The sequence below is a fragment of the Pedobacter psychrophilus genome (assembly GCF_001652725.1).
Lineage (GTDB): Bacteria > Bacteroidota > Bacteroidia > Sphingobacteriales > Sphingobacteriaceae > Pseudopedobacter > Pseudopedobacter psychrophilus.
Map to the genome: position 1 here is coordinate 352,827 of NZ_LWHJ01000027.1, position 13,315 is coordinate 366,141.

Annotated in this window: 7 protein-coding genes; 6 read left to right on the top strand and 1 reads right to left on the bottom strand. The window is 34.1% G+C overall.

Features of this window, described 5'->3' with window-relative positions:
• Positions 1–90: 90 nt before the first annotated feature.
• Positions 91–1,338 carry a glycoside hydrolase family 5 protein gene (locus A5893_RS10025; RefSeq protein WP_068822423.1) on the bottom strand — a complete coding sequence of 416 codons (1,248 nt, stop codon included), beginning with the start codon at positions 1,336–1,338 and terminating at the stop codon, positions 91–93.
• Positions 1,339–1,776: 438 nt separating this feature from the next.
• On the opposite strand from A5893_RS10025, the gene A5893_RS10030 reads away from it, so the two are divergent.
• From A5893_RS10030 to A5893_RS10055, 6 genes are all read left to right on the top strand, one after another.
• A complete protein-coding gene (locus tag A5893_RS10030; RefSeq protein ID WP_157687538.1) occupies positions 1,777–3,582 on the top strand; it encodes an endo-1,4-beta-xylanase in 1,806 nt (601 codons plus the stop codon).
• 186 nt (positions 3,583–3,768) lie between these two features.
• A complete protein-coding gene (locus tag A5893_RS10035; RefSeq protein ID WP_068822425.1) occupies positions 3,769–5,643 on the top strand; it encodes a T9SS type A sorting domain-containing protein in 1,875 nt (624 codons plus the stop codon).
• Positions 5,644–5,796: 153 nt separating this feature from the next.
• Positions 5,797–7,629 (top strand): glycoside hydrolase family 36 protein, encoded by a 1,833-nt coding sequence (locus A5893_RS10040; protein ID WP_068822426.1) that lies wholly within the window; start codon positions 5,797–5,799, stop codon positions 7,627–7,629.
• Positions 7,630–7,653: 24 nt separating this feature from the next.
• Positions 7,654–9,162: a glycoside hydrolase family protein gene (locus A5893_RS10045; protein WP_068822427.1), complete on the top strand. Its 1,509-nt coding sequence runs from the start codon at positions 7,654–7,656 to the stop codon at positions 9,160–9,162.
• A 59-nt stretch (positions 9,163–9,221) separates the two neighbouring features.
• Positions 9,222–11,843, top strand: a complete 2,622-nt coding sequence (locus A5893_RS10050) for a glycoside hydrolase family 3 C-terminal domain-containing protein (protein WP_068822428.1) — start codon at positions 9,222–9,224, stop codon at positions 11,841–11,843.
• On the top strand, positions 11,840–13,207 hold the full coding sequence (locus A5893_RS10055) for a right-handed parallel beta-helix repeat-containing protein (protein ID WP_068822429.1): 1,368 nt from the start codon (positions 11,840–11,842) through the stop codon (positions 13,205–13,207). Before A5893_RS10050 ends, A5893_RS10055 begins: the two co-directional genes overlap by 4 nt.
• Positions 13,208–13,315 lie beyond the last annotated feature (108 nt).

Genomic DNA, 13,315 nt, shown 5'->3' on the forward strand with positions numbered 1-13,315 from the left:
ATAAATTTTACAATTATCATTATAATATGCTGTTATTGAACTTTTTAGTTTTAATATTTGTTTATTTTGATTTTATTTTTTTTAATAAAATCAAGGTTTCATTCCCAATGCTTTGATATAACCCGCATTTACAGGGCAGTTTTTTTGTTTCAGGTTTTCTATCAATTGTGCTAAAGCATGTTTAATTAAAACTTGATCTGGTCTGGTTTCTCTGATCAATTTAAAAGAGTTTCTATTAGCTGCCGCATAATTTACTATCAGATTCCAATTTTCAGGCTCTTTAATGTTCAGCATACTGGTTGAGTTCCCCATTTTTTTGTAAGGCCAATAAGTCCAACCTATATTTACTTTTTCAAGCATTCGGTTAAAACTTGCTATCCATTCATCAGGTTCATGCCCTGTTTCTCCCATGTAAAATGGCCGATTAAACTTTTTACGATAATCTAAAAAATCTTGAATGCCAGCTTCAGTAGTATCGCAATGATAGCGGTGGCAAGTAAACATTAATTTATCATCGTAATTCCAATCTTTAAAAATAGAATAATCTTGTCCCCATCTGCTTCCGCTCACTATAACTAAATGGTTCTTATCAACTTCTCTTATGGTTTGAGTAGCTATTCGTAGCAAGTTATCTAATTGTACATTTAACATGGCTGTATCTTTTGTGAAAAAAGATGATGCTATGGGTTCGTTCAATAAATCGAAACCCAAAACTGTTTTATTATTTCGATAATGCTTTGCAGTTTCTTTCCAAATCTGATAAAATTGTTGTTGATGCTGCTCGGTAACAAATAGCCAAGGGTAACCATAACTATCATCAATGTTTATTCCAGTTTGCCCACCCGGTGCATCATGAAGATCTAATATTACATACAATCCTTCTTCTTTGCACCATTTTATTACCGTATCTAAAACGCCATAGCCATGTTTTTTAGAGGCATAACCCATAAAAGGTTCATCGGTTAGTAACTTATAATGGTAAGGAATACGTACGGTATTCATCCCTGTTTGGCGGATGTATTTAATATCAGCTCTGGTAACATAATGCTGCTGAAATTCTCTCCAAAAATTATCGGTAACAGCCTCACCAACTATTTCTTTAAAGGTTTGGTCTATCAATCGGTAAGAATCGGCGTTATTTTTTAGGAGTAGTAAATATCCTTCGGGGTTTAACCAATTACCCAGATTAATACCTTTTATAAATAATTTTTCGCCATTTGGCTTAATCAAATCTAGTCCTTTGATGCCCACAAAACCTTTTGCTTGGCTGCTAACTTGTGCAAAACCAAAACTGATTAGTTGTAAAAAGAAAATTGTAAAAAAAGTTATTTTTTTCATCATTTATATCCAAAAAGTTATTAGAATTCTGAGAAATTACACTAGTGATCGCGTATTAACAATTTAAATTAATAAGCTGATGTAAATTGGTTTTATGCGAAAGTAAGATGTTTATTTATAACGCGATTGCACATTTTTTGCTTTACATAATACATAATTAGCACCTAATGTTTAGTCATAAATTGAAGTATCTAATCATCTTTTCTCCTTTCAACTTCTTAAAGATTAGCATAAAGCAAAATAGTGTTATTGTTTGCAAATGGAGTTAAATTATACTTCCTGTAAATCTTCCATTTTTACAATTCCTAAATTAACCATCATCAGTTTATTCAATTTTAATGTAAAGCATACAGCGGTGTTTTAAAATATTTACAAAGCACAACTCATACAAATCATAAAATGGATACATTGAATTTGAGAATATTTCAATTAAAAAAAATGAGAAACTTAACCCTATTATTTGTCCTAGTCTTTTTATTTAAAACTACATCGGCACAAAAGCTAAATCCTTTACCTACAGCTATTCAAAAAATAGCAAATACAGATGTTTTTCCTAAAAATGCAGCTAGCAATTATGTTTTTAAAGATGGGAATAGCAATGCTTCTCCAAGTGTTATAAAAGTTTTATCCAATACAAATAATCAACCTGTTTTTGAAGTAGAGGTTATCAAAGCGCTAAGCTCTCATTATGGGGTTCAGCTTAGCTGGAAAAATTCTTCGTCGATTAAAAAAGGCGATGTTTTATTAGCTCGATTTATGATGAAAGCCATTTACGCCAAACAAGAATCGGGAGATGGCGAAGTGAATTTTTATGTGCAAGATGGTAAAAATTTCGAAAAAAGTATCATGTTAGCTTTGGGTGCAGGCCCCGAGTGGAAAGAATACAATATCCCATTTATTGCTCAACAAGATCTACCACTTGGAAGTGCTACCATTTGCCTGTCATTTGGGGCTTTGGCACAAAAAATTCAGTTAAAAGATATAACAGTTCTCAATTTTGCCAAAAGCATTAAAAAAGTAGAGCTGCCCGAAACAAAATTTACTTATACAGGAAGGGACAATAATGCTCTTTGGAGAAAGGAAGCTTTAAATCGTATTGATGAAATAAGAAAAACTCCTATTTTGATTAAGGTGGTTGATAAAAATGGCAATCCCATACAAGGAGCTAAAGTTTCTATCAATATGGTAAAATCTGATTTTATGTTTGGCACCGAGGTTAATGCCGATTTATTATGTCAGGATAATCCACAGGTTGACATCTATAAAAGTAAAATCACCCAATTATTTAATACCGTAACCATTGGTAATGGCTTAAAATGGGGGCAATGGATAGACTCCAAAAGAAGAGATTGCACCAAAGAAGCCATAGACTGGATTTCAGCCAAAAATTTGAATTTAAGAGGGCATAATTTAGTTTGGCCTGGCAAAAAATTCACTCCTACAGAATTTAAAACCAAAACCAGTTTTGTAGATGGATTAAACGATAGCATCACCAATCACATCAAAAACATTGCAAACTATACCAAAGGAAAAGTAGTGGCTTGGGATGTGGTAAATGAAATGGTACATGAAAAAGATTATTTTAATGTAATGCCCCGCACTAACGTTGCAGATTGGTATAAATTAGCCAAACAAATTGATCCAAATGCTCAGCTTTTTTTAAACGAATATGGAATGCTAAACAGCGTTTCTAGTCCTGCAACCATTAAAACATTTATAGCATTAATTGAAGAATTGAAATCTTATGGCGCACCAATAGATGCAGTAGGTATTCAAGGGCATGTAGGTAGGCAACCTCGCGACCCTGTATCTGTTTTAACCGATTTAGATGTAATGGCTAATGTAAATTTACCCATACAAATTACCGAGTTTGATATCAATATGCCTGATGAAGAACTACAGGCAGATTACACCAGAGATTTTTTAATTGCTTGTTTTAGCCACCCCGCCGTAACCGGCTTTACCATGTGGGGATTTTGGCAAGGCTCTCATTGGAAGCCAGATGCAGCCATGTTTAGGAAAGACTGGTCGCCTAAGCCAAATGCAAAAGTTTGGGAAGATTTAGTAACCAAGCAATGGGTAACAAATGAAGAAAAAGCAACTTCTGGCAATGGGGAAATTACCACCACGGTTTTTAATGGAAATTATAAGATTACACTAAAATTAGAGGGTAAAACGCAAAAAATCAGCTTCTCACATTTTGATAAAATAAATAAAGAAGTGACAATTATAGCCGAAAATTAGCGTCACAAATTCCCGATTTGCAGTTAAATAAAGATTAAATATTGACTACGCAAAAATAGTTCAAGCTAATGCAAATTCAATTAAATTTTTAAAGTATTCAATTATATAGTTTTGGATAACTAATTATAATTATAGTCCTAACTAAAATCTTAAAATTGTTGGACTTAACCTTTTTAACCTTTAAAAATGAAAAAAATTTACTCATCAACAGTTTTTCTATTTGCGTTAATATTTTGTACTAGTACAACTTTTGCGCAAAATTTTGTTTCTGGCAATTTAGTAGTTACTAGAGTAGGAGATGGTTCAACCGCTCTTTCTGCTAATACAGCTCCAATTAGTTTGTTAGAGTTCACCACAATTGGTGTAAATCAGGCTACTCCCATAAAAACAGTAACTTTAGGTAGTACTACAGGAAGTAGATTAACTATCGGAGGAAATCTAAACGAAGGGCAAATAAGTTTATCTACAGATAGAAATTTCCTTTCACTAGCTGGTTACGATGTTGCCGCTGGTGAATTAGCAACAAGCAAAGGTATATCAAACATTACTGTAGGAGCACAAGGAAGTGGATATACTTTTAGTACAACAACTGTAACTATTTCTGCTCCTCAAACAGCTGGCGTAACCGCCACGGCTTCTGCAAACATAACATCAGGTGGAGTTAGTAGTTACACAATTACTAATGCAGGTAGTGGTTATACATCTGCCCCAACAGTAACAATTACAAGCTCTGGTGCTGGTACTGGCGCAACGGCAACTGCCACATTAAATAGTGCGTACTGGCAAGGATTTAGCAGTAATAAAGTTATTGCAAGAGTAAATAACACTGGTGCAGTTGATTACACAACCAACTTTCCATCTTCTAGTTTTCAATCTAATGGTTCTGTAAAAGGTGCAATATCTACAGATGGTAGTTCATTTTATTTAAATGCAGCTAGGGTTGAATACGTACCTTTTGGTCAAACTACTTCATCTACATTAATTTTTAGTCAAAATTCAAGAAGTATAGGACTACATGGTGGACAATTATATTTTGCTTCTGGCTTTAGTACAACTCCTATACGCTTTACAACTACTGCTTTACCAACAAGTACCGTAACCGCTACAAATTTACCAGGTATAACTACAAATCACGATTTGTGTGGTTTTTCTTTTTTAAATGTGGATAATTCTGTAGGCTATTTAAGCACTGGATGGGATTTACTTTATATAGCTAAATTCAATAATGGTTTAGAAAAATGGTTCTTTGATGGAACCAATTGGGTTTTAGCAGGGAATTATGCGGCTGCTGGTAATGCACTATCTTCTATAGCTGTAAATGTTAATGCATTAGGGCAGCCAGTTATTTATGCTGTTACTGGTAATAATACAGGCTCAAATAATACTTTAGTTGCGATAACAGATGCTGGCGCTCGTACAGTAGCAATGACAGATGGAGTTAACTCATCTTTTATAACTTTAGCAACTGCAGGTACAAATTACGGTTTTAGAGGGGTAGCATTTACTCCAGGTTCTACTGTTTTACCCATCAAATTAACCTCTTTCAAAGGGGAAGCACAAGGAAGAAATAATAAATTAACTTGGGCTACATCATCAGAAGTTAACTTTAAAGAATTCGTGGTAGAAAGAAGTGCAGATGGCAAAGCTTTTACAGCGGTAGGTTCTCCAGTATTAACTAAAGGAGTTACTACAGGTAGCAATTACAGCTTTATAGATTTTAATGGCGCAGCAGGAACACTTTACTACCGTTTAAAATCAGTAGATAATGATGGTACTTTTGATTATAGCGAAGTAATAGCTATCAAATCTTCTTTATTACAAACAGAAAGCGTAGTAATTTACCCTAACCCAACAACAGGTCCTTTAACGGTACAACATGCTGCAGGTTTAGAAAAAGCTAGTATTAGCGTGATTGATTTAGGTGGTAAAGAATTGAAAATACAAAGTATAGAAAAAAATAGCACTTCAACATCTTTAGATTTAAACGAGTTAAAAGCTGGAGTTTATTTTATACAGGTGCTTAACGGAGAAAAGTCTATCATCAAATTGATTAAAAATTAATTGGTTAAAGTTTTAATTTAAATTGGTTAACGATGGCAAGTTTTACTTGCCGTCGTTTTTTTTGACTAAGCTATTAAGGATAAATAATTAAATATTAATGTTTTATAAAATTTACTATTCATGAGAATTTGTTTCCAATGTTTTATTTTTTTAATGGCTTTATCAATCCATTTAAATGCTCAAGTTTATCCAATAAATGGATTAGAACTAGCTGTAAATGGTAATGATGATCATTTTAAAAGAACAGTAAGCGTATCAACAGAAAGTGGTATTACATACTTAAACATTTATTTATCAGCATCAAAAAAAGCCATCCCAAAACCAATTAGTATAAATTTTAAACAGCCATCAATAGATATTCAAAGTTATTTGTCGCCTTATGGTGCAAATGCAGAAAGCAATGCTACCTCATTATATAATTATCCAATATCCCGAATGATTCCGGTAAGTTTTGCTGCAAAATCAAAATTTACCTCTGCAACTATGGATCAGCCAAGCATCACTTTTATCAATAACAATAATAAAAACAGACTTACACTTGCAGCATCAGAACTCACGTATCCCATCACATTTTTAGCCGGCGAAAATGAAGATAATGGGGTAGGCTTTGAGATAAGGATGGGATTATTTGAATATCCTACCAAGTCTTTGACTTCTTATCAAGTTAAAATCAGGTTAGATCATAGGGATATAAATTATAATTCAGCCCAAAAAGATTTATTAAAATGGTGGCAAACAGAAAATAACTTAAACTTTGCTTCTGTGCCAAAAGCAGCACATTTGCCGTTTTACTGTACTTGGTATGCGCTTAAAGCCGATGGTGTAAATGCCGAAAATGTAGAAAGACAAGCTAAACTGGCTAAAGAATTAGGCTGTGAAACCATAATAGTTGATGATGGATGGCAAAAAGCACAAGATGCAAAAGCGGGATATTGCCTTTACAATGGCGATTGGGAAGTTGATACGATAAGGTTTAAAGATTTTAAATCTCATGTAAAAAAAGTGCAAAACATGGGCATGAATTATATGCTTTGGGTTGGTCCAACTATGATTGGTGAAAAATCTAAAATTTATGCTAAACTGAAAAATAAAATGCTTTATAAAGCAGATTGGGCTGCAGCTTGGGTACCTGATCCTCGTTTTCCAGAAGTAAGAAAATATCTCACTGATAGATTGGTGTCTTTAATGAAGCAATCGGGTATAAACGGTTACAAAATAGATTTTATGGATTTGATGAATTCTCGTTTCGCCGGTAAAATGGCTTACGGAGATGGTCGCGATTATGAAAGTGTAGAAGAAGCAACTGTTAAATTATTGGCTGATATTTACAATGGTTGCAAGGCAAATAATAAGGATGTTTTGATAGAATTTAGACAGTTTTATACCAACCCTATATTACAACAATATGCAAATATGTTTAGGGCTATTGATTGCCCCAATGATATATTAGAGAACAGAACGCGTACTTTAGACATAAGAAATTTAAATAACCAAGTGGTTCATGCCGATCCATTAGCGTGGAATGAGCAAGAAAAACCAGCAATGTCTGCTTTACAATTGTTAAACACCATGTTGTCCGTTCCGCAGGTTTCAACGGATTTGGGCAAAATGGATAAAAATCAGTTAAAAATGTTAAAATTTTTATTGAGTCAATGGAGAGATTTTAATGAAACCCTTACCAGAGGCGAAGCGTTTAATTACGGTCCAGAAGCTTTTTATACCTGGTCAGAAACTTCTTTAGATAATGAAACTGTGATTGTGGCTTATCAGAATTCGACTTTAAATCCACAAAAAATTAATAAAAAAAGCATGATTGTTAATGCCACACACCAAGATCAACTTGTTTTTAATATGGATAAAGATTTTGGGACAAGAAATTTAACCGTTTATGATTGTTCTGGAAATATCATCAAAAAAGAAAAAGTAAACTTCAAAGGTCTTTTTAAAATCAATGTCCCAGGTTCTGGAATTGTTAGAATAGATTAAGCATCAAAATTTACACCTTAAAAAATGAAATTGAATAAAAACCTAAAAAGCTTTTTGCTCCTCTTTATATTTTTAGCTTATCATAACATCGGCTTTAGCCAGAAAATTGACACTACTAGAAATAGGGTAGATACGGGAATTAAAATACCTTTCACTTATTTAGGGACATTAAAACCAAAAAACACCAACGAAATAAAATCTTCTAATTGGCTATTAGGCTGCGAAACATTAGATAGAGATTATGCCAATTACGATGCGTACAAGGATTATTTAGTGCCGTTGGGGATAAAAAAAATAAGATTACAAGGTGGTTGGGATAAAACCGAAAAAGTAAAAGGCGTTTATGATTGGGCTTGGCTTGATTATATTATAAATGATGCTGTTAGCAAAGGATTATCGCCATGGCTCCAATTATCTTATGGAAATCATTTATACCAAGGTGGTGGTGGTGCAAACTTGGGAGCTGGAATGCCACATTCTGAGGAGGCTCTAAAAGCTTGGGATAAATGGGTGGCCGCAGCAGTGAACAGGTATAAAACCAAAGTTTTTGACTGGGAAATTTGGAACGAACCCAATTTTGGAGACAATACCGATAATACTCCAGAGAAAACTGCTGCTTTAAATATCAGAACTATTGATATCATCAAAAAAACACAATCCAATGCCAAAGTTTCTGGTTTAGCAATTGGGCATATTAATTTGGCTTATGCCGATGAATTTTTTAAAATCCTCTATAAAAAAAAGAAACTAGATTTATTTGATAACATGACCTATCATGATTATGTCTATAATCCAGATTCGAATTACGGAAAAGTAGAATTGTTAAGGTTAACCTTACAAAAATATTCTACCAAAGTAAAACTAAGACAAGGAGAAAACGGTGCTCCATCAGAACCACGATTGGGAGGTGCTTTGGCGGATCATGATTGGTCAGAGCTTTCACAAGCCAAATGGAATACCCGCAGAATGTTAGGCGATTTAGGGCATGATATTGAAAGCAGTGTTTTTACCATTATTGAAATAGCCTACACTGCTGGTCCTATACAAAAATTAAACGTTAAAGGGCTCATCAAATCAGATTCTACAAAGAAAGCACTGCGACCAAAAGTTGCATATTACGCTGTTCAAAATATCACTTCCATTTTTGACGACTCATTCCAAAGAATAAAAAGTACACATCCAACATTTAATACCAATGATATTCCAACAAACGGAAATGTTCTTTACTCTACAGGTAGCGATAGAAGTTTTGCCGTTTATGGTTATGAAAACAAAGATTCTAAAAAGCAGCTTTTTACCATTTGGGTGGATGATTACCTACCAACTAACAGTATAGAAACTAAAGATATAAATTTTACCATCCTAAATGGCAATATGGATAATCCTGTATATGTGGATATAATCACTGGAAAGGTTTATGAAATCCCCAAAAGCAACTGGACAAAAACCGGCATTAAATACATTTTTAAAAATATCCCTGTTTACGATGCACCAATTTTAATTGCGGATAAAAGCCTGGTTAAGTATCAATAATAGACACTTATTAAAAGATATTCATTATCCGCAAACACAATTATTTTAAAATAAAACCTATGAAAAAGCAGTTTAAGCTAAGTATTTTATTGGTGATAATTACGGTAGCTACCATTACCATTTCTTTTCATTCTAAATACAAATATCCTTTTCAAGATCCCACTTTATCGATAGAAAATAGGGTTGATAATTTAGTGAGTTTGCTTACGCTGGAAGAGAAGGTAGGACAAATGGTTAACAATGCGCCAGCAATCAAACGTTTAGAAATTCCTGCATATAATTGGTGGAACGAAACATTGCATGGTGTAGCTAGAAGTCCTTATCATGTAACATCATATCCACAAGCCATTGCAATGGCCGCCACTTGGGACACTACTTCGTTGTTTCAAATGGCCAATTTTAGTGCATTAGAAGGCCGGGCAATTTACAACGATTCTAAACGTCAGGGAAAAACAGGGATTTATTTGGGCTTAACTTATTGGACACCAAATATCAATATTTTTAGAGATCCAAGATGGGGGCGTGGCCAAGAAACTTACGGAGAAGACCCTTATTTAACAGGCGCTTTAGGTAAGTCTTTTGTAAGAGGCTTAGAAGGGGATAACCCTAAATACTTAAAAGCATCGGCTTGTGCTAAACATTTTGCGGTACATAGTGGGCCAGAGTGGAATAGAAGTACTTATAACGCCGAAGTTTCTTCTCATGATTTATGGGATACATATTTGCCCGCATTTAGAGATTTAATTGTAGATGCTAAAGTAAGCGGTGTGATGTGTGCATATAACAGGTTTGAAGGTCAGCCTTGTTGTGGTAGTGATTTATTAATGAATGATATTTTGCGCAACCAGTTTAAATTTACAGGTTATGTTACTTCAGATTGTGGCGGTATTGGTCATTTTTATAAAACCCATAAAACCCATCCCGATGCAGAAAGTGCATCTGCAGATGCTGTTTTGCATGGTACTGATTGCGAGTGTTCCAATCAACCTTCTTATTTTGCGCTTCTAAAAGCAGTCAGCGATGGCAAAATCACGGAGAAAGAAATTGATATTTCAGTTAAACGATTATTTACCATTCGTTTCCGTTTGGGGATGTTTGACCCTGAGGAAATGGTGCCATTCAATAAAATTGATACTTCAGTTTTAGAGAATAAAGAACATCAGGCATTAGCCTTAAAAATGGCTCGCCAATCTATAGTTCTATTAAAAAACGAACCATTTGTAAAAAGCGCTAAAAATATTTTACCGTTAAGTAAAAACCTTAAAAAAATTGCGGTTATAGGTCCAAATGCTGCAGATGAAGAAGTAATGCTAGCCAATTACTATGGTTACCCATCAAAAATAAGCAGTATTTTAGAAGGAATCAAAAGTAAAACCAATGCCCAAATCATTTACGAGAAAGGAGTTAATTTAACTGATAATCAGGTTTTTAAACCTATTAAAGACAATCAATTATTTAATTTCAACGGAAAAAACGGTTTTCAAGCAGCGTATTTTCAAAACACCACCTTTAAAGGCGAACCAGCTTTTACTAGACAAGAGCCAAATATTGACCACCAATGGGGAGATGGCGAACAAATAGCTGATAAAATTATAGCTAGAAATATGGGGGTAAGGTGGACTGCTAATTTTGTGCCTCAAGAAACAACAACATATACTTTTGAATTAAAAGCAGATGATGGTTCTCGCTTATTTATTAATGATAAAAAAGTTAAGGAAGCAGGAACAAGAAATGGGTACTATACTTTTAATGCCGAAAAAGGGAAATCTTACAAGATAGTTTTAGAATATTGGCAATATTCAGATAACGCCGAAGTAAAATTAGACTTAGGTAAAATCATAACAGAAAAACCAGAAACCATAGCAGAAAGAGTAAAAGATGCAGATGTAATTATTTTTGCTGGAGGAATTTCGGCAAGGTTAGAAGGAGAAGATATGCCTGTGGAGATTGATGGTTTTAAAGGAGGTGATAGGACCAATATAGCTTTGCCAAAAGCGCAAACTGAACTAATGAAAGCACTTAAAGCAACAGGTAAACCAGTAATTTTTGTTAACCTATCAGGTAGTGCCATCGGTTTTCAGTGGGAAGCGGCAAATTTGCCAGCCATTGTTCAAGTATGGTATGGAGGTCAAGCAGGCGGGGAGGCTATCGCCGATGTTTTATTTGGTGATTATAATCCCGCTGGCAGATTACCTATTACTTTCTATAAAAGTGTAGATGATTTACCCGATTTTCAGGATTACAAGATGGATAACAGAACCTATCGTTATTTTAAGGGAGAACCATTGTATCCATTTGGTTTTGGTTTAAGCTATACCAGATTTAAATATGGTAATATGGAGGTGATTAGAACTGAAAAAGACAATTTAAAGGTGAAGGTTAAGGTAACCAATACTGGAAAAATAGCTGGAGAAGAAGTGGTTCAACTGTATTTAACACATCAAAATTCTGATTTTAAAACACCAATTAGATCTTTAAAAGGTTTTAAAAGAATTAACCTAAAATCGGGAGAAAGTAAAACCGTAGAAATAGCACTTAATAGCAGAGATTTATCTGAAGTAGATGCAGATGGTAAAATTTTTCCTATAAAAGGAAACCTTCAAATCACAATGGGAGGTGGACAGCCCTCTAGATCAATGCTTAAAAACAGTTCTGTTATTGAAAAAACCATCAATTTATGAAAATCAATTTAATAAGAAATACGGTTTTATTTATTTTAAGTCTATCCTTAAGCTCATCAGCTATAGCAAAAAACATTTATGTCTCTGTTAATGGAAATGACAAAAATAGTGGCGAATCAGAAAAAAGCGCATTAGAATCTTTACAAAAAGCTGCAGACATAGCTAAACCAGGAGATGTGGTTTTAATTGGGGGAGGAAGTTATTCTAATAGCAATACGCAAGATAATGGTGCAGTGCTTTCTGTTACTACATCAGGAACGCCTGATGCGTGGATTATTTTTAAAGCTTTGCCCGATTGTAAACCAACCATCAACCCAATTGGCTGGGCAGGAATACAAATTTCTGCATCTTATATAAAAGTTGAGGGCATCAGCATTATTGGTCAAAATGATGGATTAACTTTATTAGATGCTTTGGCAGATGCGAAAAATAGCATTCCAAACCCAAAATATAATACCAATGGAATCATTGTAGAAGGCCGTAGAGTAAAAGAAAAGCCACATCATGTTATCATTAGTAACTGCGAGATAGGGAAATGTCCAGGCGGAGGGATTACCATTTTAGAGGCTGATTATGTCACAGTTGAAGATTGTGAAGTTTATAATAATGCATGGTATATGCGCTATGCAGGTTCCGGAATTACCACGCTTAATAATTGGGCATTTGATGATGCTCCTGGTTATCACATTGTTATTCAAAGAAATTATGTTTGGAACAATAAAACATTGGTACCATGGGAGCGAACTGGGAAATTAAGTGATGGTAACGGAATATTATTAGATGTTACAGACCAAAAAAGAGGTGGTGCTACCAACCCTAATGCAGATGCTGTTATAGAAGAAATAAAATCTGTTATTGAACCTGCCAAGATTAAAGTTTCTTTACGTCCTGAATGGAAAGGTAGAGCGCTGATTGCCAATAATATAAGTGCCTATAATGGTGGCTCTGGAATCCATACTTTTAGAACTAAACATGTAGATATCATCAATAACACCACTTATTGGAACGGACAAACAGTAGGTTATCAAGAGTTATTTCCAAATAATTGTGAGGATATAACCATCCTAAATAACATTATTGTTCCCCGCCCGAATGGTAAAGTAACATCCGACAGTAAAAACACTAATATAAAGTGGGATTATAATGTTTATCCAAATAAACAAGAAGTATTTTCAGGAGAAAATGATTTAATGATAAATCCTGAGTTTGTTAAAGTTGATAATGATTTAAGGAAAGCCGATTTCAGATTAAAAAAAGGAAGCAAAATTATAAATTCCGGAACTAATGACATCCCAGTCAAAACTGATCTTTTAAATAAGAAACGTTCAGAAAGTAAACCTGATAGAGGAGCGTTTGAGCAGTAAAAACAATCTTGAAATTAATTTAGAAATAAAAGGTTAGGTAGACTAATTTTTATTTTATTAATACGAGTTTTCTATTTAAGGAGTTATTTGATTAATCCTTTTATTCGC

What these genes read in the sequence shown, in the direction of transcription:
- A5893_RS10035 (WP_068822425.1), top strand. Translation starts at nt 3,769, where the DNA reads ATGAAAAAAATTTACTCATCAACAGTTTTTCTATTTGCGTTAATATTT.
- A5893_RS10040 (WP_068822426.1), top strand. Translation starts at nt 5,797, where the DNA reads ATGGCTTTATCAATCCATTTAAATGCTCAAGTTTATCCAATAAATGGA.
- A5893_RS10030 (WP_157687538.1), top strand. Translation starts at nt 1,777, where the DNA reads ATGAGAAACTTAACCCTATTATTTGTCCTAGTCTTTTTATTTAAAACT.
- A5893_RS10050 (WP_068822428.1), top strand. Translation starts at nt 9,222, where the DNA reads ATGAAAAAGCAGTTTAAGCTAAGTATTTTATTGGTGATAATTACGGTA.
- A5893_RS10045 (WP_068822427.1), top strand. Translation starts at nt 7,654, where the DNA reads ATGAAATTGAATAAAAACCTAAAAAGCTTTTTGCTCCTCTTTATATTT.
- A5893_RS10025 (WP_068822423.1), bottom strand. Translation starts at nt 1,338, where the DNA reads ATGAAAAAAATAACTTTTTTTACAATTTTCTTTTTACAACTAATCAGT.
- A5893_RS10055 (WP_068822429.1), top strand. Translation starts at nt 11,840, where the DNA reads ATGAAAATCAATTTAATAAGAAATACGGTTTTATTTATTTTAAGTCTA.